Source organism: Roseateles noduli (assembly GCF_050626985.1).
Taxonomy (GTDB): Bacteria; Pseudomonadota; Gammaproteobacteria; order Burkholderiales; family Burkholderiaceae_C; genus Roseateles; species Roseateles noduli_A.
Genome location: NZ_CP192463.1, coordinates 1,037,541 through 1,059,135, shown reverse-complemented (window position 1 = coordinate 1,059,135; position 21,595 = coordinate 1,037,541). Strand labels below are relative to the sequence as shown.

General features: G+C 62.8%; 21 protein-coding genes. 10 read left to right on the top strand and 11 right to left on the bottom strand.

Translation table 11 applies throughout. From position 1 onward, the window contains the following. Positions 1–105 precede the first annotated feature (105 nt). Positions 106–1,407, bottom strand: a complete 1,302-nt coding sequence (locus ACQ4L4_RS04670) for an MFS transporter (protein WP_431104873.1) — start codon at positions 1,405–1,407, stop codon at positions 106–108. A gap of 161 nt (positions 1,408–1,568) precedes the next feature. Here ACQ4L4_RS04670 and ACQ4L4_RS04665 point away from each other — a divergent pair, with 161 nt between their 5' ends. After that, a complete protein-coding gene (locus tag ACQ4L4_RS04665) occupies positions 1,569–2,162 on the top strand; it encodes a TetR/AcrR family transcriptional regulator (protein ID WP_431103066.1) in 594 nt (197 codons plus the stop codon). Positions 2,163–2,234: 72 nt separating this feature from the next. Here ACQ4L4_RS04665 and ACQ4L4_RS04660 read toward each other — a convergent pair whose 3' ends face one another. Continuing rightward, positions 2,235–4,400 carry a phage infection protein gene (locus ACQ4L4_RS04660; RefSeq protein WP_431103065.1) on the bottom strand — a complete coding sequence of 722 codons (2,166 nt, stop codon included), beginning with the start codon at positions 4,398–4,400 and terminating at the stop codon, positions 2,235–2,237. Between the two features lie 172 nt (positions 4,401–4,572). Between ACQ4L4_RS04660 and ACQ4L4_RS04655 the strand changes: the two genes are divergently transcribed. Further along, positions 4,573–4,707 (top strand): hypothetical protein, encoded by a 135-nt coding sequence (locus ACQ4L4_RS04655; protein ID WP_431103064.1) that lies wholly within the window; start codon positions 4,573–4,575, stop codon positions 4,705–4,707. A gap of 106 nt (positions 4,708–4,813) precedes the next feature. On the opposite strand, the gene ACQ4L4_RS04650 is transcribed toward ACQ4L4_RS04655, so the two are convergent. The 4 genes from ACQ4L4_RS04650 to ACQ4L4_RS04635 are packed head-to-tail and all read right to left on the bottom strand — an operon-like array spanning position 4,814 to position 8,816. Further along, positions 4,814–5,134 (bottom strand): DUF2845 domain-containing protein, encoded by a 321-nt coding sequence (locus tag ACQ4L4_RS04650; protein ID WP_431103063.1) that lies wholly within the window; start codon positions 5,132–5,134, stop codon positions 4,814–4,816. Positions 5,135–5,170: 36 nt separating this feature from the next. Beyond that, positions 5,171–7,348: a protein kinase domain-containing protein gene (locus tag ACQ4L4_RS04645; RefSeq protein WP_431103062.1), complete on the bottom strand. Its 2,178-nt coding sequence runs from the start codon at positions 7,346–7,348 to the stop codon at positions 5,171–5,173. A gap of 17 nt (positions 7,349–7,365) precedes the next feature. Next, positions 7,366–8,133 (bottom strand): PP2C family serine/threonine-protein phosphatase, encoded by a 768-nt coding sequence (locus tag ACQ4L4_RS04640; RefSeq protein WP_431103061.1) that lies wholly within the window; start codon positions 8,131–8,133, stop codon positions 7,366–7,368. An 8-nt stretch (positions 8,134–8,141) separates the two neighbouring features. Further along, a complete protein-coding gene (locus ACQ4L4_RS04635; protein WP_431103060.1) occupies positions 8,142–8,816 on the bottom strand; it encodes a vWA domain-containing protein in 675 nt (224 codons plus the stop codon). A 229-nt stretch (positions 8,817–9,045) separates the two neighbouring features. Between ACQ4L4_RS04635 and ACQ4L4_RS04630 the strand changes: the two genes are divergently transcribed. Beyond that, positions 9,046–9,354, top strand: coding sequence for a DUF4148 domain-containing protein (locus tag ACQ4L4_RS04630; RefSeq protein ID WP_431103059.1), 309 nt, complete (start codon positions 9,046–9,048; stop codon positions 9,352–9,354). A 309-nt stretch (positions 9,355–9,663) separates the two neighbouring features. On the opposite strand, the gene ACQ4L4_RS04625 is transcribed toward ACQ4L4_RS04630, so the two are convergent. Both ACQ4L4_RS04625 and ACQ4L4_RS04620 read right to left on the bottom strand, forming a co-directional pair. Beyond that, entirely contained in the window at positions 9,664–10,692 is a 1,029-nt protein-coding gene (locus ACQ4L4_RS04625) for a porin (RefSeq protein ID WP_431103058.1), read from the bottom strand. A 172-nt stretch (positions 10,693–10,864) separates the two neighbouring features. After that, entirely contained in the window at positions 10,865–11,758 is an 894-nt protein-coding gene (locus ACQ4L4_RS04620) for a LysR family transcriptional regulator (RefSeq protein ID WP_431103057.1), read from the bottom strand. Positions 11,759–11,900: 142 nt separating this feature from the next. On the opposite strand from ACQ4L4_RS04620, the gene ACQ4L4_RS04615 reads away from it, so the two are divergent. Genes ACQ4L4_RS04615 through ACQ4L4_RS04605 form a run of 3 tightly spaced genes read left to right on the top strand, consistent with a single transcriptional unit; the run spans position 11,901 to position 14,835 of the window. After that, the gene (locus ACQ4L4_RS04615; RefSeq protein WP_431103056.1) at positions 11,901–12,896 is read left to right on the top strand and encodes a Bug family tripartite tricarboxylate transporter substrate binding protein; all 996 of its coding nucleotides are present in this window, start codon (positions 11,901–11,903) and stop codon (positions 12,894–12,896) included. Then, entirely contained in the window at positions 12,896–13,939 is a 1,044-nt protein-coding gene (locus tag ACQ4L4_RS04610) for a succinylglutamate desuccinylase (RefSeq protein WP_431103054.1), read from the top strand. The genes ACQ4L4_RS04615 and ACQ4L4_RS04610 overlap by 1 nt, the downstream gene beginning before the upstream one ends. Beyond that, positions 13,936–14,835, top strand: a complete 900-nt coding sequence (locus tag ACQ4L4_RS04605; RefSeq protein WP_431103052.1) for a hypothetical protein — start codon at positions 13,936–13,938, stop codon at positions 14,833–14,835. Before ACQ4L4_RS04610 ends, ACQ4L4_RS04605 begins: the two co-directional genes overlap by 4 nt. Before the next feature lie 135 nt (positions 14,836–14,970). Here ACQ4L4_RS04605 and ACQ4L4_RS04600 read toward each other — a convergent pair whose 3' ends face one another. Then, complete coding sequence (locus tag ACQ4L4_RS04600) at positions 14,971–15,384, bottom strand: hypothetical protein (protein WP_431103051.1); 414 nt, start codon at positions 15,382–15,384, stop codon at positions 14,971–14,973. A 357-nt stretch (positions 15,385–15,741) separates the two neighbouring features. On the opposite strand from ACQ4L4_RS04600, the gene ACQ4L4_RS04595 reads away from it, so the two are divergent. Both ACQ4L4_RS04595 and ACQ4L4_RS04590 read left to right on the top strand, forming a co-directional pair. Beyond that, on the top strand, positions 15,742–16,113 hold the full coding sequence (locus tag ACQ4L4_RS04595; protein WP_431103050.1) for an H-NS family nucleoid-associated regulatory protein: 372 nt from the start codon (positions 15,742–15,744) through the stop codon (positions 16,111–16,113). A 170-nt stretch (positions 16,114–16,283) separates the two neighbouring features. Beyond that, the gene (locus tag ACQ4L4_RS04590) at positions 16,284–16,520 is read left to right on the top strand and encodes a protein L (RefSeq protein ID WP_431103049.1); all 237 of its coding nucleotides are present in this window, start codon (positions 16,284–16,286) and stop codon (positions 16,518–16,520) included. A gap of 164 nt (positions 16,521–16,684) precedes the next feature. On the opposite strand, the gene ACQ4L4_RS04585 is transcribed toward ACQ4L4_RS04590, so the two are convergent. Continuing rightward, positions 16,685–17,353, bottom strand: coding sequence for a DUF6988 family protein (locus ACQ4L4_RS04585; RefSeq protein ID WP_431103048.1), 669 nt, complete (start codon positions 17,351–17,353; stop codon positions 16,685–16,687). 205 nt (positions 17,354–17,558) lie between these two features. Here ACQ4L4_RS04585 and ACQ4L4_RS04580 point away from each other — a divergent pair, with 205 nt between their 5' ends. After that, complete coding sequence (locus ACQ4L4_RS04580) at positions 17,559–18,341, top strand: hypothetical protein (RefSeq protein WP_431103047.1); 783 nt, start codon at positions 17,559–17,561, stop codon at positions 18,339–18,341. Between the two features lie 298 nt (positions 18,342–18,639). Beyond that, positions 18,640–19,395: an SDR family oxidoreductase gene (locus ACQ4L4_RS04575; protein ID WP_431103046.1), complete on the top strand. Its 756-nt coding sequence runs from the start codon at positions 18,640–18,642 to the stop codon at positions 19,393–19,395. 101 nt (positions 19,396–19,496) lie between these two features. Here the strand turns inward: ACQ4L4_RS04575 and ACQ4L4_RS04570 are convergent, their stop codons facing one another. Further along, on the bottom strand, positions 19,497–21,566 hold the full coding sequence (locus ACQ4L4_RS04570) for a PAS domain-containing sensor histidine kinase (protein WP_431103044.1): 2,070 nt from the start codon (positions 21,564–21,566) through the stop codon (positions 19,497–19,499). Positions 21,567–21,595: the final 29 nt, after the last annotated feature.

The window sequence follows — 21,595 nt, the reverse complement described above, 5'->3', positions numbered from 1 at the left end:
GCGGACGGAGCGGCCTAGGAAGTTCCAGTTGCCTCAACGGCCACCGCTACCCTCGGTTCGTCTGACCAAACCAAGTATCGCTTGACCGTCGAGGACGAAGGAGAGCTACGCGGCTGCCGGCGCTACCGGCGGCAGGGCAGGCTTACGTCGAACAGCCATGGCCATCAATGCCGCAACCATGCAGGCACCGCCAGCGACGTAGATGGCCGGGGTGTAGCTCAGCAGCAGGCTGCGGCTCAAGCCGCCACCGTACGCGGCGAACGCGGCGCCAATCTGGTGACCAGCGAAGATCCAGCCGAAGACCATGCCCATCTTCGCGACGCCGAAGCTCTCCGCGCTCAAGCGCACCGTCGGCGGCACGGTGGCGATCCAGTCGAGGCCATAGAAGGCTGCAAACAGAGACAGGCCGAACAGCGTGAAGTCGGCGTGGGGCAGCCACAGCAGCGAAAGTCCTCGCAAGCCGTAGTACCAGAACAGGAGCTTGCGAGAGTCGTAGCGGTCGCTCAGCCAGCCCGAAGCGATGGTGCCAGCAAAGTCGAACATGCCCATCATCGCAAGCGTCGACGCCGCGGAAACTGCAGCCATGCCGTGGTCACCGCACAGGGAGATGAAGTGCGTCTGCACCAGGCCGGCCGTTGACAGGCCGCAGATGAAGAATGTCCCGAACAGCAGCCAGAAGGCCGGGATGGTCGACGCGTCCTTCAAGGCTGCGAATGGCGAGCGCCAGGTCATGTGCGCTGCCGCTGCCGGCGGGTGCGCGGCCTGCGCGGCAGGGTCGGCACCGTACGGCACGAGGCCGATGTCGGATGGCCGGTCGCGCATGAACAGGAAGACGAGCGCCATCACGGTCAGGCAGAGCAACGCCAACGGGAAAACCGGAGCTCGCCATCCCCACCGCTCGATCATCCAAACGGCGATGGGCAAACAAATGAGCTGCCCCGTCGCCGAGCTCGCCGTGAGAATTCCCATCACCAGGCCTTTGTGCGAAGCGAACCATCGGCTAGAGACGAGCGCGCCCAGAACCAGCGCGGTCATCCCGCTGCCGATGCCAAGCACCACGCCCCAAAGAACCACTAGGTGCCACAGCTGAGTTACGAGGCTTGCGAGCAGCATTCCTCCTCCGACCAAGCCGAGCGCGACGCTCACGACAGTGCGAACTCCGAAGCGTTCGATCAGCACTGCAGCGAAAGGCCCCATCAGCCCAAACAGGGCGAAGCGAAGAGCCAAGGCGGAAGAAATCTGGCTGGTCGTCCACCCAAACTCCTTGGAGAGCGGTTGGAGCATCGCGCCAGGCAGGCCGATGGCCGCCGACATGAACAGCATCGTCAAGAACGTCAGTCCTGCGATGAACCAGCTGTAATGCAGACCGCGGTCGGTCATGCGTCGAGACATAGCGGCGGCGAGCATCGGCGCGACTCCTTTGACCACAGCGTGGCAACTGCTATTGATGATGGTCAAAATTATCGAATGAGCTGATACCGCCGACGTAAGCAATTCGGTCATACATAGGGATGAGTTGACGCCACGCCCATTACATCCCTAACTTTTATCTTTGAAGTCGTGAAGCAATGAAGGTCACTAAAGAGCAATCCGCAGCAAATCGCGAGGCGATGGTCAGCGCAGCCTCGAAGCTCTATCAAGAACGAGGAATCGCTGGAGTCGGGTTGGCTGAGATCGCTCGTGCAGCTGGATTCACGAATGGAGGCTTCTATGCGCGCTTCTCTTCCAAAGAGGAGCTCGCCGCCGAAGCTTGCAGTGCTGCCTTCGAAAGCTCTCTCTCCAGGCTTCGGCGACATCTAAAGAAGCACGGCGGCAATCCGGCCCCATTCCTCAAGCGTTACTTCGGAACGGCGCAACGCGATGACCCGGGCTCCAGTTGTCCGATGACCACCCTCGCGGTTGACGCAGCGCGAGAAGGCGGCCTGATCAAACAGACCATGGCGGAGGGCATCGGTCGCTACCTTGATGAACTTGCTGCGCATCGCCCCGACGGGTCCATCATTGATGTGCCCGATGCTGCCGACCAAGCTAGGGCGATCGCCATGCTCGCAACCATGGTCGGCGGGATGGTGCTTGCGCGAGCCTGCTCAGACTCGGACTCGAGGCTGTCGGAGCAGATTCTCAAAACCGCCTTTGCAGATGCCACCGCCAAGAGTTCTTGAGTAAATGCGGTTAACTTCCCGTGAGGAACGTGGCGGCCAGCCCCGCCACCGCTGCAACACGCGGCGTCTAGACTAAGTCAGCGCCGACACCTCGTTGAACAAGCGTCGCAGGTGTCTATCCGACATGTCCAAGATCGGCTCGTACATGAAGGAGTTGAGATGGATGTTCTCGGGCGTCATGAGCGCCACTCGGTCCAGCACCTCATGATTTTCAGCGGCTCCTGGGAAGTCCTTCCTGTAGCGTTCGATGAGCTCCGGCGTCTGATGTGAGGTGATTTTGGCGTGCCATGCCGCGTCGTTGATCTTGTCGGCCATGAACTTCTCCGACCTGAGGCGTATCGCAATTGCCAGCAGCACCTTGTTCTCAAAGTTCAGGCCGTCGGGCGCAATCAGGCAGTTCGCCGCTTCTGCCTCTATGAGGTCAATCACCTTTGCGGTGCCGTTGGGCGACTGCCCTGTCTGATCGAACAGCCGGTTGTAGACCACGTCAAGGTCAGCAACGGTAATCTGCTGAGAATCGGATTTCCAGTGAAGCAAGGAGGTCAACTTCAAAAAGTCCGGATGCTTGTCGCCCCTGGTGAACTCGATGAGGTTGCGCATGAACGGGATGCAACAGATCTTCTTGTCGTTCTGCTTGAAGAACTGTGTCTTCCATACCCTTTCGAAGATGTTGTTGACGCCTTGAGCTTCAACCAGGGCCACGCCAGCATTCGTCTTGGTCACCATGAAGCTGCCGGTACGCGCGATCAACCGACGGCTGACGATCGTTCTGAAAAAGTCGAAGTTGTGCGTGAGAACGAGGAGCTTGAAGTGCGTGCCCTTGGCAAGGTCCAACAGGTACTGGACGATGGCGTACTTATTCTTGTAGTCGAACGAGTCGGCGATGTCATCGACCACCAGAAGCGTCTCTTGGGCAGACAGTCGCCTTTCCTCGATTTCAAAGAGCGTATTGAGGATGTGGAATGCCCTCCTCTCTCCCGTGCTGAGCGCCTCAAGAAGCCGATCTCGTTCTACTTCTTGGTCGCCAAGGTCGTCCTTGAAGACGAAGCCTAATCGCGCGACTTCCTTGCCAATCACCACCTGCGGTTTGTTGGCGACATGCAGCCGGAACGGCACTTCGAAGCGATCGTTGAAAATCTTGATGACCGCCTCCCAGAGGGTGTTCTCCTGCTTGGCCTTCTCCTCGATTTCCTTGGAGCCTGCCGCCGCCAGATCAAGTTTGTTGACGAAGTCGGTGTATAGATCCTGATTCGCCTTGACGTAGGACAGCCAGAGCTTGCGCTTGAACACCGCCATGTCCGCAAGCTCAGGGATCAGCTCGACGTTCGCCTGCAGATAGGCTTCGAAGTCGCGAAGCTGCGAATTTTTGTTGATCTGCTTCTCAAGCTCTTTGAACTTCGCGCGCAGGGCCGCGTCCTCCGAGATTTTTGCCTTCTCGGCATCAATCAGGTCCTGCAACTGCCCATCGGAGGAGATTTCTTCGTTGCCATCGCTCGCGTTCAAGCGCACGGTGTGCTTAGCCGCAAAGAACCCACTACTTTTGAGTTCCTTGGCGACGTTGGAGGCCTGGTAGTAGTTAAACCCGACCTTCTTGAAAAACCGCGACGCAGCAAGCAGCTCGTTGTACTTCTTCACGTAGTCGTTCAGCGCACTGCGCGTTTCGCCGCTCTCCAGAAATGCGGTGACTTTGTCATCCTGGAACAGGTCGTAGGGCACATCCTTGAAGACAGGCTCCCAGCCCTCCAGCTGCTCCTTGACGCTTGCGACTGCGGCGTCGAACTGATCTGCGCCGCCCATAAAGGCCGCGGAGAATTCTCGATCTACCGGCCGCTTGGTCTTCGAACTTCCCTTGAGCGCGCTGATGAGGGAGCTGCGTGCGGTGTTGACCTCTGCATGCAGAGCCTCGTACTGCAGCCGGAGCTTGGCGTTAACGAGCAGCGTCGCGGATGACGAACCGCTGCGAACGCCCTCCTCGAAAGGACGGACAACAAGTACGGAAGTAGCCGCTAGATCCGTCCCGTTCTCGTCTTTGATGGCGCGCGCGTTGACCCGGCTGGGGAAAATTCGATCGCGCGAAGCCTTGCCCTCCGCGACATCTTGGAACGTGCTGGCCAGCGAGCTCTTCATCGCACCGTTGGGCGCGTAGATTCCAACCGCGTTTGATGCTCCAAAGTCGAGCAAGGCGTCTAGCTTCCGAATTCCATAGCAATTGGTAAGTTCGAGTTTCAGCGTCTTCATCCTTTTCCTCCCGATCGACTTTTGAGCGTATCGCTTGGCGATGCGGTACGTCGACTGGCAGCGACCGTTTCGCCCCTCAAATGCGGTGTGCCTAAACTTTTTCCTGATGTGCTGACTGCAGACACGTGCTTAGAGTCGAACCGCAGCCGCCTTGGCTGCAAGGGAGAACCAGATGACCTCGATCAAGCCAGGCCCCAAGCCGAATAACGATGACGGTACGGACGACCGCCGCCGGCATGTGGACGAAGAGAATTCGCGCAAGCATCCGACGCTGCCGATCCACAAGCATCCGCCCAAGAAGAAGTAGCCGCCTGGCGGCCGACCGCACCTGCTGCGTTCTGACGTACAAACGGCGCCTGGTTCGATCCAAACCAGGCGCCGTTCGCGTCGTTGCGTCCAAGGTCGGCCGGACGCTACCGCTGGTCCCAGCCGACGACCTGGCCATTCTCCAGCGTGATGCGCAGCGCGAATCGATTCTTCCCGGTCTGCTTGTACTTCCACACCAGCTTGGTCTTCGTCTTAAGGACTTTCTCGTCCACCTCGACCGGCCGCCCGAGTGAATCTAGCAGCTGATCAGTCGTCTGACCTTGCCAGAACTGACGGTTCATGATGCGTTGAACGAGCGCCGCATCGCCGTACTTCGCCATTAGTGCCTCGCGACGCTTCTTGGTATTACGCGCTGAAAGGTAGGTGCCTAGCGCGATGACGATAGCGATGATTGCAATCAGTTCCACAGGGCCCTGCTCCCTCAGTTCAGATCGGCGCCGCCGCTAAATGGGCCGCGTCCCTTTGCAGTTGGGGTAACGCGTGCAACCCCAGAAGTCGTTGCCAGCGTTCCGCCCCTGTCGAGCCAATCTGCGTTGCATTGAAGATCCGCATCGCGGGCAGCTCGGCGTACCGGTTGCCCTAGATTGCGGCTGCGAGGCCGGTGAAAATATGCGTCGCGCGGCTTGCACTGGTGCCGCCGGCGTCGCCGAATGCGTTGGCGGGGCTACAGCGGGCTCGGACACATTCAGGAAGGCAAGATCAGCCCTCACCTGTTCAATTCGTTCGTGCAGCTGGCTCAGGGCCGGGTCAACACGTTTGGCGAACTCCTGGCTGCGTAGCTGACGCGCCTCAAGCTCCTGTGCGCCCTGCGTGAGCGTTGAGCGGAGCGTTCCCGCCTTCGCCTCCATAAGCGCACGAATTCGGGCCAGCTCTTGGCGATCGGCATCGTTATCAGCGGCGTTGTAGATAAAGCGAGCCTCGTGCCTGCGACGCCACTCAAGGAGGCGGCCAGTCAGTGCATCGCCGAAGCCTGGAACGTTCATGACCCGCGCTTTACTAACATCTGCCGCGGTGTCGATGCCATACGACGCCAAGGCAGCGAGCTTGGCGTGACCAATGCCTTTGATGGACGCCCGTGCCAGATCGAAGCCCTCCAAATACGAATGGAGCTGCCGAGCCTTCCGCTGCGAGCGGTACAGCTCCGCCTGACGAGATTCATCCGCGGCAAGTTCGATGTATCGGTCGCGTGCTTCGATCAGCTTCTGCTTGAACTCGACCAGGTCAGCGATTCCCGTACGCCTCCGCCAGCCCTCCAGTTCCTGGAACCACTGTTTCTTGGCTGCGACAAAAGCGTCTTTGAACGGTTGCCCGTTGACCGGCTGGACGGGCGGATCCTTGAAACGGGACAAGCCCCAGATGCCGAGCCCGACGGCGATGATCCAAGCCTTCGGCGCAAGCACCCCCAGCGTGAGTGCGATGGCCAACAGCATGACGCCCGAGCCAGCTGCGGACTCTCCTTTAACTTCCTTGGCTGCTCGGGCCGCCGGAGAGACCTCAGCACGAACTGCCGGAAGGGCCGGCTGGAGCTGCTCCACAGTTGGAACGACCACGCGCTCAATGCGGGCCCAGATAAGCCGCAGATCGAAGTTCGCATCCGCGCCCGTTTTGGCTGATGCCTTTGCCGTGGCACCCGAGCCAACGTATGGCAGGAACAGGAACGACCCGTACTGCCTCTCCATGTCGCACCAGGGGCACTCCGAGGCGTTCCTGGGTCCGTAGTGCAGTGGGTTGTCCGCGCACTGCACCAGCGTCGCCTCAAATCGCTCCAACGCTCCCACCCAGTCCTGGGCGGTGGGGCGCTGGCCTAGCGTCGATTTGGAGAACGCGCGGTTGAACAGCGCGGCCAGTTCCGGCGAGAAGTCAGACATCGCGGGTGTTCCTGGCGGCTGGTCCATCCCGACATCTCGATCTTCAGCATACGCATACCTGAAGTCTCGAATACTCTCCTCGTGGGTCGGCATCTCGCCTTTGCGGACTCGCCCCACGAACGGGTGCCGGCCCATCATCAGTACCTGAAAGAGAACTACCGCCAGGCCGAACGCGTCGTGATCGATGGTTCGAACGACACCCTGAAGTGACTTCCCTTGAAGCTCCGGTGGCGTGTACTCCGGAACACCCACCTTGCACAGGTACCGCTTTCCGCCGGCGGTGAACTGGAAGCTGTCCGCGTCGATGAGCGCCGCTGTAGCTTGTGACGACACCAGCACCCCTGAGTGGTTGATATCTCCAACCACGCAGCCAGTTCCGTGCACCGAAGCGAAGGCCTTGGCGATATTGGTCGCAGACCTGGCCAAGAAGCGGTAGTCAGCCTGTGGAAAGTGCTGCTTTCGCGACCCCGGCGCATAAAGTTCGTGAAGGGGCCGGTGACCGCCAACGAGTCGCATCACGAAGCCTGCAAAGGAACCGTCGTTCCTGTGCACGACCGCGACAGGAAAGGCTGCCAGCGAGCTCTTGTTCGACAGCCCAGACTGGACCATCGCCTGCACCTTTTCCTCTCGGCTCAACCGATCGGCGGTCGTATACAGCTTGACCGCTATAGTCGCGTCCCCAGCGACAAGGTACACATCCCCTTCCCCGCCCTTGCCGATCTGCTTGTCCAGCAAGAGCGGCTTGCCCGCCATCTGGATACGTGGGGCTGTCATCGAAGCGCCGCAATGACGAGGGTCTTGTCGTCATCCGTCCTTGCGTTGACCTGCTCACTATCCAGATAGTCCTGAAGCTGGCGAGACAGGGGCCTATCCTTCCCTGCGTCGACGCGGCTCGTCAGAACCGGCCGCGCCATGACCGCGAAGAACTTCTCGGACGGTTGTTGAGCCGCCATATCGAGCACCATCCGCTCGATACCGTCGGAGAACAGTGCCAGGACGTCAACCTGACGTTCCTCGATGCTGACGCGCACCTTCGCCGTGGGCTGATCGGTGACGAACGTGGTGGTTGATGCGTATTCCCCGTGGTCCGGCCAGGTCGGCGCAAACCAGGTGCATGTGGCAGCCTCTCTTGCCACCACGCACCCGTCTCCGACATGAATCACGACGGAAGTCTCGCCGTTCGAGATCGCGCACACCAGAGTGCATGCAAAGTCTCTTGCCGTCTTGGCGCGTTGGGCTGCTGCGCGGTAGATGGCGTCCCGTGCGCCATCCACCCACATCTCCACTTCCGCGGGTGACGGCAGTCCGGGGGATGCAGCGAAATGCCGGCGAGCCGCCACGCCTACGCTTCGGCAGACCAGCGAAGCACCTTCCCCACCAAATTCAGCGCTCCCGGCCCCGTCCGACACGATGCCCACGAACACCGAAGCGGCCTCCGTCTCGATCGAAAAGCAGGAGTACGCGTCTTGGAGGCGCTGCCCAGTGCGAGTGTGCGACGTGCCGACCTGCGAGGTGCACGCCCAAGTCCAGCGGCCCATGGGCCGCCTTACTCAGCTACCGCCCAGCCCTGAGGGCTCGTGGGGTTGGCCAGAGGCACCGGCTCACCCGGGTTAGACCTCGACACCGATCCGAGCGAGCTCGACAGCCAGGCGAAGAGGTCCTTGAAGGCGATGCCCTTGAGCTTCAACGGCTCACGCACGGAGATTTGCTTGAGCATGGACATGTCCGCACTGTCCACGCCGACGGCGTAGAACATGAACTCCTTGCCTTCTTCACCTTTTCGGACTGCGCTGGCCGCGCTGGTCCAGCTGTCGGTCGGCGCTCCATCGGTAATGAGGAAGACCCACGGGCGGTAGTAGGCAATGCTGTTGGCCTTGTAGTCGTCCTTGCGGGCGCGCAGCAACGCCAGCCCTTGGTCGATGGCAGCACCCATGGGCGTGTCACCGGTAGCCTCGAGCTCCGGCGCGTAGAACTGGGTGACGGCTGTGAAGTCAGACTGAACATTGACGGGACCGAAGGTAACGATCGCCACCTCAACGCGCTTGGAGGTCAGCGAATCCGCCTTGAGCTCATCTTCGAAGGTCTTCAGACCGATGTTGAGTTCGCGAAGCTTCGCGCCTGACATCGAACCCGAGGTGTCCAGCAGCAGCAAGCACGGGCAGCGCGGCTCTGGGTTGTCAACAAATTCCGCTCCAGAAAACGGCTTTTGCTCGTAGTCCATGTGTGCTCCCTCGACAGCCGCTTAAGCGGCAATGATTAGTTACACGATCCTACCCGACTTGGATTCGAAGCGCCCTCTCGGTCTCGCCTCACCTACTGCACCGTTGACCTTTCGACAACGCACGCAGCCCGAGCTTCATACCAAGGCGCTATTGCGGCACTCCTTCCCGTCGCGCAAATTTGATCGACGCCGCAAGCGTGTCGACCACTTGCTATCGAAAGGAAAGAACATGCAGATCAAACACATGGTCATCGCCGGCCTGCTCACCCTCGCAGGCTTCACCGGAGCCGCCGTTGCCGCGGGCGCGGACTCGGAAGCCCCCAAGGGACTGACCCGCGCCGAAGTGCTGGCAGACCTACAAATTTATCGGGAGTCGGGACTGGCGGCCGCTGAGTTGCCTGAAACGTACGGGTTCGACACAGAGCGCCTCCGCGAAGCGCAGACGAAATATCAGCAGCTGCGCCAGTCGCCCCACTACGCTGAGCTCGTTCGGAAGTTCGAGAGCACCGCCAAGCATCCGACCGTCGCTCAACACTGAGCGTGACTCGCGAGCGGCCTCGGGATGAGGCCGCGCAGCGCCTGCTGCGTCGCGGAGACTGTCACGTCACGATCAGCGTGGCGCTACCCTTTGCCATTAAATAGCTGTTACGACACTTGCCCGTTTCGCAGCCCGTCACTCCGATACCGATCTGCGGCTGCTGGCGACGAAACGCGTGTCCAGGTTTGGCGGCAAGCGTCTTGACCCGTCGATGCGGTGCGGCCGCTCACCGTGCGGCCCTGGCATCGAGGCGCGGCTGCTTCGCGAGAACCAACTGGTCGCAGTGAGCAGTTCGGCCGCCCCGCCGGGTCAGAACGAATGCCGCAGGCCGGCCTCAATCCCGCGCGAGTTCGCGCCGGCGGCGAGCGCCGGCGCGCTGTCGACGACATAGTTCGCGCGCCCGTCGTTGTGGACCAGGGCGATCGTGCCGTACAGCGCCGTCCGCTTCGACAGGTTATGCACGTACCCAAGGGCGAACTGCCGCGCGTCGTTGTCCGCGACGGAGGCGCCGGTGGCCGTGCGGCCGCTGGCGTCGGCGTCGATGAACACGGCCTTAATCACGCCTTGGCCGATCGGCATCGTCGCGCCGAGGCTGATGACGCGGTTCTTCTGGTCGCCGTTGCGGGTGTCGCCGACATAGGCGAGCAGCTTGACGACACCGAAGTCGTAGGAGCCGCCGATCGTCGCGAACTTGAAGCCGTGATCGGCGCTGGCGGGCGGGCGCACATCGGTGCGGCTGTACGAGGCCTGCAGGTCGAGGTCGCCGGCCTTGTAGCCGGCGCGGCCGGCGGCGTACTTCTTTCCGGCGCTGCCCTCGCCCGGCGCGACGGTCAGCTGGCCGTAGAAGCCGCCGAGACCGGATGGCGTGTAGTAGTTAACCATGTTGTCGGCCCGAACCGTCGTGTCCGCGCCGGTGCCCAGCGCGGTGAAGAACTTGCTGCCGGAGGCGATGCCGTTGGTGCCGAAGGGTTCGTACGGGAGATAGGCCAGGTAGTTGGTCGCGAAGTCTCGGCCAAGTCTCAGCTCGCCGAAGCCGCCGACCAAGCTCACCGTGCTGCGCCGGCTCCAGAAGCGGGCGGCGTCGGTCTGGACGCCGGTGTCGGCGTTGAAGCCGGACTCCAGCCAGAACTGGGCCAGCAGACCGCCGCCCAGATCCTCGGAGCCGCGCACGCCGAGGCGGCTGGAGTTGATGCCGCCCGAGGCCAGCGAGTTGAGGGTGCGGTCGCCGTTCTTCACCTGGCGGCCCCCCAGGTCGACGATGCCGAAGACGGTGGTGGTCGACTGGGCGTGGACCGCGCAGCTCGCGGCGACGAGCGCGAAAACAAGGCATTGCTTCATGCGAAAGGCTCCACGGGACTGTTGAGCGCGCCGGCCGGTGGCTCGGTCGCGGTCGCAGACTAGGAGCCTCGAGGGAGCCTGGCCGAACCGGGCGCGTGCAACGAGGCGCCCTCGCGTGCGGGCCCCCATCCGATATGGCACATCGCGTGGCGCGGACGCATCGCTGGCCGGGTCAGGCGTCGTTCACGCCGTCCCAGAGACGCTCGGCGAGTTCGTGCAGGCGGCGCTTCGGGCGGTACAGCCGGATGTCGTAGCCGATGTCGGACCGCTTGTCCCCCGCCGCGGCGAGCCGCCCGGTCTTGCAGTCGTGGCTGACCAGCGACCATGGCAGCCAGGCCACGCCCAGCCCCTTGAGCGCGTACTCCAGCAGCGCATCGGAGGAGTCGCACTCGACGCGCAGCTGGAACGGAGGGAGGGCCGCGTTGTTGGCGAGCCGGTCCTCCAGCAGCCGGTGCAGCGCCAGCCCCTTGCCGAAGGCAAGCAGCGGCACGGGCGCCTTGCCGCGCAGCGGATGCAGCGGCGCGCCGGTCGCGTCGGCGCGGCAGACGGCCACGAGGCGCTCGCTGGCCAGCAGCGTGTTGGCGAACTGCCGGCCGTCCAGCGCGATCGAGACCATCGGATGCACGTTGGCCAGCATGAAGTCGCAGGCGCGGCGTTCCAGCAGCCCGATGGTCTCGTCCAGGCTGGCGGTCTGGACGCGGACCACCGCGTCGGCCAGCAGGCGACGCTGCCGGACGAGGCAATCGGCGAGCACCGTGCGGGCCAGCGTTCGCCCCGTCGCGATCGTCACCGTGCGCTGGTTGCGGGAGCTTTCACCCTGGAGCTCGTCCCGCGCCTGCGCGATGCCGCCCAGCAGCGCCCGCGCCGAGTCCCGGAACGCGAGGCCGGCCGGCGTGAGGCGCACCGGGGAGCGGCTGCGATCCAGCAGCGCAGCGCCGGCCCATTCCTCCAGCGCGACGATGCGCCGTCCGAAGGCCGCGTGCGTCACGTTGCGCAACTCAGCGGCGCGCACGAGGCTTCCGGTCTCCACCACGGCCAGGAAATCCTCCAGCCACTTCTGTTGCACGGCCTGGTCCTTTTCAGCGCTTCTGTGAGCCGATTCTGCACAGGACGGCCGGCATCGGAACACCAGAATTTCCCCATCTCGAGCGCCGAGACAGTCAGTCGCGGCGCATCCACCCGCCCCTCCCACACGGAAAGTCAGAGTCATGCTTCCTCTCCTGCAGCATCCCTGGCGCGTAACCGCGCTCCTCGCGGTCGGTCTCGCCACGCTCAGCGTCGCCTCCGCGCAGACCTCGTCCCCGTCCGCGTATCCCAACCGCGCGATCACGCTCGTCGTCGGTTATCCGCCCGGCGGCAGCACTGACCTGATCGCCCGCGCGCTGGGGCTGGAACTGGGCCGGCAGCTGGGGCAGACGGTCATCGTGGAGAACCTTGGCGGCGCGGGCGGATCGCTCGCCGCAGGCAAGGTGGCGAACGCGCCCGCGGACGGCTACACGCTCCTGGTCGGAGCCAACAACGAGATCGCCATCAACGCGCTGGTGCGACGCAACATCAAGTACTCGCTGAAGGACTTCACGCCGCTGGGATTCCTGGGCTCGCAGCCGCTGGTGCTGGCGGCACCCGCGGACAAGGGCGTTAAGACGACCGCAGACTTCCTGCGCAAGGTGCGGGCCCAGCCGGACCGCTTCAGCTACGGCAGCTCCGGCATCGGCACCTCGCTGCACGTGGCCGCGGAGATGGTGAAGCAGCAGGGACGCCTCACCATGACGCACATCCCCTACAAGGGCACGGGACCGCTCACCACGGACCTGATCGGAGGCAACCTGGACTTCGGAATGTTCGTCATGTCGAGCGCGCTGCCGCTAATCCGCAGCGGCAAGATCGTGCCGATCGGCATCACCGAGAAGCGTCGCTCGCCGGTCGCGCCGGACATCCCCGCGCTGGCGGAGGATCCGGCGCTGAAGGATGTCGACATCAGCGTCTGGTTCGTGCTCATGGGACCGGCGCGGCTGCCCGAACCGGTCGCGACCCGGCTGCGCAGCGCACTGGTCGAGGTCCTCAAGCACAAGTCCTACCGCGACACGCTGGAGACGGCGGGCACCGTCCTGCCGTCGCAGCAACCCGACCTGCCGCGCTTCCTGGCCGACGAGACCGAGAAGTACCGCCGCATCGTCCAGTTCGCCAACATCAAGGACGAGTGATGGCCGTCGCCATGAACACCCAGCGCCCAGGTTCGCCCGCTTCGCCAAGCTCACCCGTCTTTGCGCTGGCCGCGCCGGACCTGTCCCGCGCGCGCGCCGGCAACACCGGCGTGGAAGGCGTCTGGACCTTCGACGCCGGACGGCCGGGCAGGCATGTCCTGATCACGGCGATCGTGCACGGCAACGAGCTGTGCGGCGCCTGGGCGCTGCACGACCTGCTCGAGGCCGGTCTGCGGCCCGATCGGGGCCGCCTGACGCTGGCGTTCTGCAACCTCGCCGCGTTCGACCGCTTCGATCCGCTCGATCACGACGCGTCCCGCTTCGTCGACGAGGACCTGAACCGGCAATGGACCTCGGACCGGATCACGCTCGGCGACTCGCTCGAGCGCCGGCGGGCGGCGCGGCTCGCGCCCTTCGTCCGCGACGCCGACTGGCTGCTCGACCTGCATTCGATGCACGAGCGCTCGTCGCCGTTGACGCTCACGGGGCTGCATGACGGGAACGTGGATCTCGCGGTGGCGATGGGTGCCGGGACGACCGTCGTCATGGACGCGGGCCACGCCGACGGCATGCGGATGCGGGACTTCGAAGCCTTCGGCACGGCGGAGTCGATCGCCGCCGGCAAGCGCTCGCTGCTGATCGAGTGCGGTTTCCACGGCGACCTGGCCAGCCGTCAGGTCGCGCGCGACCACTGCGTGCGCTTCCTGGCGCTGTCCGGCCTATTCGCGCCGGACGCGTTGCGACAGGCCCTGGACGACTGGTGGCTGCCCGACGCGGCGGAGATCCAGGTGTTGGAGGTGACCGGCGCGGTCGTCGCGCGCAGCACCGACATCGACTTCGTCGCCGGGTTCCAGGGGCTGGAGACTTTTCCGCTGGCCGGCACGCTGGTGGGTCACGACGCGGGCCGGCCGCTCGTCACGCCGCACGACGACTGTGTGCTGGTAATGCCGTCGCTGCGCCACGCGAGACCCGGCGTGACCGTGGTCCGGTTCGCGCGTCGCCGGGCGATCCGGAGGGCTGATCGCACGGGAATCCGCGCATGACCGCGGCGGCGGCCCGGACCGGCGCCTGGTACGCCCAGGGTCGCGCGCTCTGCGGGCTTCCGCGCCAGGCGTCCGGCAGCGGCACCGAGGCGGACCGCAATGTCCGCCGGGGTTCGGTGCTGCTGCTCCGCGCGGCGGACGGCGGTCTGACCGAGGCCTGGCTGGACCTGCACCACCTGCATGCCAATCCGCGGTCGACCGTGGCCAACGCGGCGATGGCGATGTTCTGCCTGGAGAAGGCGGCGCAGGCGGGCGATCCCGTGGGACAGCGGCGTCTGGGCGTGGCCATGCTGCGTGAGGCCCAGGACCTGCCCGCGCTGGAGCTCGGCATGGCGTGGCTCGCCACGGCTTGGCGCCAGGGCGATGCGATGGCACGCGCGCTGCTGCAGTCCTTCGTGATGCCCGTGAGCGGCGATGAGGCCGCGGCCCAGGCCGTCATCGCGACGGTACGCTGCAGCGCCCCGCTGCTGGCCGCGCGCCTGAGCGTCGCGCGCGCCTTCGGCCTCACGCGGGCGGAAGCACTGAGCTTCTCGCCGCTGCGGGACACACGCCGTTGGGGCCTGGCGTTGGGGTGGCATCCGACCTTGCGCAAGACGCACCTGTCGTCGCCCCGCGCCGTGCTGGCCCTGCATGCGGGTGCGGAAGGGGCGCTCCGGGAGGCGATTTCGCTATACGCGACGCTGCCGCTGGACGAGCCGCCCACGGCCGGGCGTCGGCGGGCGGCGGCGCTCCGCCGCCTTCTGGCGGGAGAGCCCGGCGGCGAAAGGCTGCTGTTTCCCGCCGCGGACTCGACCGCCTTGCAGACGCTGAAGTGCGGGCCAAAGTGGGCGCACCGGCAGAGGGCCTTGATTCGCGAGGCAATGGCGGACCATAACGAAGACCTGCAAAACGTCTAGGCTCCCCGACTGGCGATCTGATGGCCGCTCGGCGACGATGGGGGCGAGAATCAGATCACGCCCTGTCTCAGAACCTGCTACTCAATACGCCTAGAGCCTGCGTCTGCTCGACGTACCAGGCTTCACAGAGCGTCCCTAGATCAGCTGGCCGCCACGCTTCTTGATGGCCTGGAGAACGGCCGCGACACCGTCCCGGTGCAATCGCGGCCTCCTGTAGCCAGAGAACGGACGCGCGTTCGCTCCAGCTCGTACGAAGCTCGCGTGCTTGGCGATGTATGTGTTCAGACCATCGCACAAGAACTGGCGATCTGCTTGCCATCCCGGGCTACCGTGCAGTTTCCATCTTTGCTCGAGCAACAGTCGCTCCACACGTTCGACCTTGGTGATCGTCGTCCACACGCTCACGCCGGGCTCGCGCTGAACACAAAGAATTGGTCCGTCTCGATCTAAGGAGGAGTTGACCTGCTGAATGTCGGGGTCCGCCAGAACGAGTTCATGGTCCAGGTACGCGATCGTCCCTGCCGAGATCTCTCCGCTAGTCAGTGCCATCGCCGTCCCTTTTGATTCTCTTGCAGCATAGGACTTGGCAGGGCACGGGACGCGCGGCCGACTGACTTTCCGCCGGTGGCGTAGTCCTTCTGCAACGCCATTCTGACCGCGGTATTGATAGAGCCAGGTCGGCTCCGCCTCAACAGGGAGGCCGTTGCACGAGTTGCCAAAGTCGCGAAAGGCTGCGTCGACTCGACTAGTGCCCTTGAAGGAATCAATCGACTCATATTTGAGACTGATAGGATTCAAGTTCTGCTCAGGTCACTGAGCGCCCCTTGGTCCTCAATGGTCCAAGTAAGTCCGACCTCCCAAGTCACAGCCAATTCGCTACTGCGAAGCATCAAAAAGGAGCGCCAGATGGCCAAATCCCTGAAGCAAGTCATGGCTCAGATCGACAAGCTGCAAAAGGAAGCAAGCGCGCTTCGAACTAAGGAAATCTCGGGGGTGGTCGCCCGGATTCGTGAGGCAATCGATCATTACGCGCTCACACCTGCGGACATTTTTGGGGACGGTACCGCTCCCCGCCGTCGCGGACGCAAGCCCGGCGCCAAAACTGCAGCAACCAAGAGCGCCGGTAGAGCGACGGTCGCACGAGGCCGCAAGTCGGCCGGCGTTCCGAAGTACCACAACGGCGAAGGCAAGACCTGGACCGGAATGGGCAAGCGTCCGAATTGGTTCAAGGACGCTTTGGAAGCAGGGAAGACGGCTGAAGACTTGCTGATCAAGTAAGACTCGCATGCACCACTCTCGCCATGCAACACGCATGCGCGAGAGTCGCCCAACAAGTACGCCTTTCCCCTCCCTCGAAAGATTGAGGTTCAGTCAGGTGCTCTCCAACGTTCTTCCACGGTGGCCGCTTCGATGTAGAACGGTCATCCCTATTTTGTGGAGGAGCGCTCATGAGCAATTACGTCGATGCATCCGTTCTGAAAAAGGTGCAGCCCACTCAACCGCACTGGACGACTATCTACCACCCGGGCGACAAGGTCCCGGTATCTGGAATCTATCGTTGTCAGGGCTGCCACCTTGAGATCGCGGCGAACCACCCTGACCACTTTCCGCCTCAGAATCGCCACCAGCACACCGACGAGCAAGGGCCCATCGCGTGGAAGCTGAACGTACGGGCGCACACCTGAGAAGGTTGTCCGAGGACAATTGCAAACCCAGCTCCCTCGTTTGATAGAGAGACCTGAGGCTTCCTGATGCATAGAGTGCGGGGCTCGGCGTCGATACCCTCAATGCTCGCATCCTTCGAGGACGCCGAATTGCGCCTAACCTTATCGGGTTAGGCGCTTTTTTCCTAAGCGCCTACGCCGTTCCTCCGATGCAAGCTCGGAAGCACATCGGCGAAGCTTGGGACAAGTCGGTTGATCGCACGACCTCGTTCGACCTCTCCGGTGAGGTTCGCCAACAACATGGCCGCCATCGTGGAAATTCCGTTCGATGACGCGATCACCTGCTTAGCGAGACGCACCGGAAATCCCGACTGGGTGCGGTCCAGTGCGTGGATGCCTGCGTGTATGAACGAGTTCATTCCCTTCCCCAACACCGCCTTTACCTGCGTCAGATCGTTATGCAGACCATCGGGGCCATTTGCCTCAAGCGCCTTGAGCATCACCCCCACCATCGGCAAGCTGCTTGCTTTGCGCTCTGCCTCTTCGTCAAGTTCCGACTGAATAAGCGAGACCTCCGCGTCGGTAGCCGCGAACAGCAGCCAAGCTGAGCGCACCACCGCCTCGTATTGGAGGCGCAGGAGCGCAGTCGCCGACGACGGATGCCCGGTTGTCATCAAGATCCGAAGCGCACTCGCATGCTCGAGAGAGAGCTCGCCGGCCGCGGCGCTCGCATCGGCGCGCAGACTGCCGTCAAACGTGCTGTAGCCATCCGCCCCCTCCAGCACGTCCTGCAGTGCAGCGTGCAGCTCTTGGCTGCGCTCCGCAACGTGCGCAATCTCATCCTGATCATCCATGCTTGCGCGTTCTCCAGGTTTTATGGGCGCCTCCGGAACGTACCGTTGAGCGCGTCGCCTCTTCATCCCGCATCTTCCCAAAGTTGGCAGTGCCCGACCGAGATCTCGCGCGGAGAATCGGACAATGGCCAAGACATCGCGCTCGAACCCAATGACCTCCTCAGCTCGCCAAGCCGTGCAAGGGGGACCTTGCTTAGCTAAGGTGATGACGCACCGTAGCGAGGGGCAGTTTCATCCAAAGGCCTGGATGCAGGAGGGCTGGCAGCTGTACGCATCCGCCAAGAGCTCCCGTGCAAACTGGATCCTCAAGCGCAAGAAAATCCTGCGGCGCACTGGGAACCACCATCTTCGACACCTCGACATGTCCGCACTGGAGGGTCTGGCGAAGTCCTCATTTCTCCTGCTTGGCTATTCCCTCGAGATGTTCCTCAAGGCAGGCCTTGCCAAGTTGTACGCGGGCTGCAGCGAAGAGCTGTTCCAGGAGGACATCAGGAAGGTCTTCAGTCACCGCTACGCGATCGCTGCCGATGCGCTTGCCTTCCCCACGGCCACAACAGACCACGCTGATTTCGATCTGCTGTCCCGCGCGGTGCTAGCGGATGCGCGCTATCCCGTGGCCCCTGGAACAGGAACGCTCGCCCACCTCGAAAACGAGCGACGGAATCTGATGTGGAACCGCGCCAACTTCTTCCGCCTGCGTCAGCTTGTGCTTCGTGTCCGAAAGTTCGTGGAGAAGGTCGATTCCGACCGCACGAACATGGCGAACGTGACCCGAATCGCCATGGATATCGACGGCTACCTCACCTGTCGTACCGGTGGCAATTTGCCGCACAGGATCACCTACAGATTCAGCACCGCACAACGCAGCCTAAAGGAGGACGATCTGGACCTCCTTCGCGCGCAAATCGAGGGCGACCCGACCTTCGTTCGAATCAGATTGGCCTGGCCATCCGCCGTCTTGCATGAAGACAAAATCAAGCCGCGATGAGCTACCGACAGTCCCGCTTCTCACCGCCTCTTCCCGCGCTGACACCTTCGTATAGCTGCTCACCGACCTTCGACTGCATAGCATGCATCGTTCATCAAGGTTGCTTGCTCAAGGCATCGACGGACGAAGTGCACGAGCGGAACCAGCTCATCAGCGTGACGACCTCACGGGAGCCCTTGGCAGAGTTCCAAAGCCTCGCTAGCGCCCTCCGCGCGTCAGATCGCATCCTCGACGCATCAACCTTGACTTGAATTCTTCGAGTTCTCCCGAACTCTCATCACCCCGTCAAGGAAGAATCATGTCTGACAAGACTGACAAGAAGGTTGCCTTCATCACCGGCGCGAACCGTGGCATCGGCCTCGAGACCGCGCGCCAACTCGGAAAATTGGGCGTTCTCCCCGTTATCGGCGCGCGCAACAGCGCAGCTGGCGAAGAAGCGGTCGCTGCGCTGAAGGCACAGGGCGTCGAAGCCCAGAGCATCAAGTTCGACATCCTGAGCGCTGACGACCACAAGAGCGCTCATGACTACTTCAAGGCGAAGTTTGGCCGCCTGGACATCCTGATCAACAACGCCGGCGTCTATCTGGACGGCGAGGCAGGCGTCAGCAACCTGTTCACACCCGCAACCGTCCCGCAGAGCATGCTGCGCGATTCGATGGACTCCAACTTCTTCGCACCGGTGGCAATCACCCAAGCCCTGCTGCCGCTGCTCCAAAGTGCGCCGGCCGGCCGTGTCGTCAACCTGTCCAGCGGTCTCGGCTCGTTGAACCTGGTGAGCGATCCGACGTCGTCCGTGTACGGCGCCCAATCGTTCGCCTACAACGCGTCGAAGACTGCCCTCAACTCCTTCACTCTGCACCTAGCGAAGATGCTTGAAGGTACGAGCGTCAAGGTGAACTCCGCTCATCCGGGGTGGGTCCAGACGCAGATGGGCGGCAAGCTGGCTCCCATGCAGGTCGAGGATGGAGCTAAGACAAGCGTCCAGCTGGCCACGCTGCCAGCCGACGGCCCGAGCGGCGGCTTCTTCCACCTGGGCGAAGCTCTGCCTTGGTGAGGCTAAGGTTCTAAGTAAAAGAACAGCGAGGCGCTAAGCCTTGTGAACGCGGCCCTCATTACGAGGGCCGCCGCATCAATGACGTCGAATTCAAGGGATGCTCAGTCGGCAACCCGTGGAAGTCGAACGACGAAGCGCGCGCCGCGAGACTGAGGGCCGATCCCGGACCGAACCACTGAAATCGTGCCTTTGTGCGCCTCGACGATCGACTTGCAGATTCCGAGGCCAATCCCGATCCCGTTCTTCTTCGTGGTGAAGAACGAAGAGAAAAGCTTGCCAGAGTCCTCCGAAGGAATTCCCGGACCATTGTCCGCAAAGTCAATCTGGACAGTGTCGCCTGAGTACGAGGTGGCGATGAGAATCTGCGGATCGTTCATCCCCTCCATGGCCTGAAGCGCGTTCACGGTGAAGTTGACCAGAACCTGCTGCAGCTGGATGTTGTCGCCACAGATCTCGGGCACGCAGGTGCCGAGCTCCAGCTGAACTGCCACTCCCAGTTTTCTCAGTTCTGGTCGCACGAACGTGAGCGTATCGGCGACAAGCGTGTTGATTGCCATCCGGTGGTGCGGCGTGACTTGAGGAGCCGCCATCGCCCGAATTCGACTGACGATGTCCGACGCGCGGCGGGCGTCGGCAATCATTCTTCGCGTCAAGTCCATTATTTCGGGAGCATTGTGCTCCGGCCGGTCGAGCAGCCGGAGGCTGGTCTCCCCGTAAACGGTGATGGCGGCGAGCGGCTGGTTGACCTCGTGCGCAATCGATGCCGTCAGTTCCCCCAGTGAGGAGATTCTGGCCGCATGCGCGAGGGTGGTTTGCATGTCCGCGAGCGCGTTCTGCGCCTGAACCTTGTCGGTGATGTCAACGATGGCCAGAAGCAGCTCGCCCGCGGCGCGCAGCGCTCCTGAGGACGACCGTGTATAGAGCACATCGATCTCGCGGCCACGTAGCGTTCGCATCCTTCCCAAGCTACGGAAGGTCTCGATATTGTTGAAGGACGCTTCCAGACTTCCAAGCAGCGGCTCGAGGTTCCCTGGAATCCAGTAGGCGGTGATTGGGCCGCCAATCATCTCGCTACGATCACGCGCCTCGAAGAGCTGAACGCTTGACTCGTTGACGTCCACTACCTTGATGGCGCCCATGATGCGCGTTAGGAGGCTTGGGTTGCGCGCAACCTCTGCCCGGAAGTCCGTGACGCCTTGTTCGCGTAGTTCGGCATAGATCTCGCGAGCGCCGCTGGCCTCCAGCCGCCACGCTGAGAAGGCAGAACCGTGGAACATGTCCTTGTAGAACGCCTCGCTTTGTCTGATGGCCGCCTGGCTGCGCTTTACCTCGGTGTAGTCGATAACGGTAACGATGAAGTAGCCCTCATCGATGGTCCCGGGCGCGAACCTTGACGTGAACCACGAGTCGAACTCCACGCCGTCGTACGTTCGCTGGCGGATCTCCCGCTGCCACGTGTTTTGCCCCGACAGCGCATTCACTATCCAGTCGATGTAGTCGGGAAGCGTACTCTCTGGCCAGAACCTGTCGATGCTGCCAAGCATTCCGCTTCTGTCAGGCGGACGAAACAGCTCCACCGTGAAGTCGTTGACATCCAGGCACAGCGTAGCCCGCATGAGCTTCCGCACCTCGTCGGGGTGCTCGGTGAACCACTGGCGAGGCTCCACGTCCACGTCTTTGAGCCACTCCAACGCCATCTTCCTGGCCGCCGAGAAGTCCACCGCGCACACCGCCGCCGGGATCGCTTCGAAGACGTTCTGGTAGTGCAATTGGCTGGCCTCTTCAGCCCACTCTGCACGCCGCTGTGCCGTCACGTCCGCGCCGAATTCGATCCAACCCAGAGGCACGCCGGCTTGATCGCGGCGAAGCACCAACCGGGTCGCCACAATCACCTCCTCCTGGGAGGCGTTGACCCTACGAAGCTCAACGGTCTCCGGCTCAGCGTTCGCAAGACCCACCATCGGCTCCGCGTCCGGCCAATGGCGAACGCCCAGCACGACCTCAAACGAGCGACCTACGACCTGGTCCCTCGACAGGCCGTAAATACTTTCTGAGGCCCTGTTCCAGTCGACGATTCGCCGATCCAGCCCGATAACGATGACGCTCTCGCGGATGAAATCCAGAACGCATGACGGCTTGGGGCCTGGGGACACTTCGATGTTCTTGTCCAACACCCCGGCAGCCTGATGGCTCTGTGACG

Coding starts and splice junctions, on each gene's coding strand:
- ACQ4L4_RS04615 (WP_431103056.1), top strand. CDS start 11,901: ATGCTTCCTCTCCTGCAGCATCCCTGGCGCGTAACCGCGCTCCTCGCG.
- ACQ4L4_RS04590 (WP_431103049.1), top strand. CDS start 16,284: ATGAGCAATTACGTCGATGCATCCGTTCTGAAAAAGGTGCAGCCCACT.
- ACQ4L4_RS04640 (WP_431103061.1), bottom strand. CDS start 8,133: ATGGGCCGCTGGACTTGGGCGTGCACCTCGCAGGTCGGCACGTCGCAC.
- ACQ4L4_RS04655 (WP_431103064.1), top strand. CDS start 4,573: ATGACCTCGATCAAGCCAGGCCCCAAGCCGAATAACGATGACGGTACG.
- ACQ4L4_RS04645 (WP_431103062.1), bottom strand. CDS start 7,348: ATGGCGGGCAAGCCGCTCTTGCTGGACAAGCAGATCGGCAAGGGCGGG.
- ACQ4L4_RS04580 (WP_431103047.1), top strand. CDS start 17,559: ATGACGCACCGTAGCGAGGGGCAGTTTCATCCAAAGGCCTGGATGCAG.
- ACQ4L4_RS04660 (WP_431103065.1), bottom strand. CDS start 4,400: ATGAAGACGCTGAAACTCGAACTTACCAATTGCTATGGAATTCGGAAG.
- ACQ4L4_RS04630 (WP_431103059.1), top strand. CDS start 9,046: ATGCAGATCAAACACATGGTCATCGCCGGCCTGCTCACCCTCGCAGGC.
- ACQ4L4_RS04585 (WP_431103048.1), bottom strand. CDS start 17,353: ATGGATGATCAGGATGAGATTGCGCACGTTGCGGAGCGCAGCCAAGAG.
- ACQ4L4_RS04600 (WP_431103051.1), bottom strand. CDS start 15,384: ATGGCACTGACTAGCGGAGAGATCTCGGCAGGGACGATCGCGTACCTG.
- ACQ4L4_RS04625 (WP_431103058.1), bottom strand. CDS start 10,692: ATGAAGCAATGCCTTGTTTTCGCGCTCGTCGCCGCGAGCTGCGCGGTC.
- ACQ4L4_RS04610 (WP_431103054.1), top strand. CDS start 12,896: ATGGCCGTCGCCATGAACACCCAGCGCCCAGGTTCGCCCGCTTCGCCA.
- ACQ4L4_RS04635 (WP_431103060.1), bottom strand. CDS start 8,816: ATGGACTACGAGCAAAAGCCGTTTTCTGGAGCGGAATTTGTTGACAAC.
- ACQ4L4_RS04670 (WP_431104873.1), bottom strand. CDS start 1,407: ATGCTCGCCGCCGCTATGTCTCGACGCATGACCGACCGCGGTCTGCAT.
- ACQ4L4_RS04575 (WP_431103046.1), top strand. CDS start 18,640: ATGTCTGACAAGACTGACAAGAAGGTTGCCTTCATCACCGGCGCGAAC.
- ACQ4L4_RS04605 (WP_431103052.1), top strand. CDS start 13,936: ATGACCGCGGCGGCGGCCCGGACCGGCGCCTGGTACGCCCAGGGTCGC.
- ACQ4L4_RS04595 (WP_431103050.1), top strand. CDS start 15,742: ATGGCCAAATCCCTGAAGCAAGTCATGGCTCAGATCGACAAGCTGCAA.
- ACQ4L4_RS04665 (WP_431103066.1), top strand. CDS start 1,569: ATGAAGGTCACTAAAGAGCAATCCGCAGCAAATCGCGAGGCGATGGTC.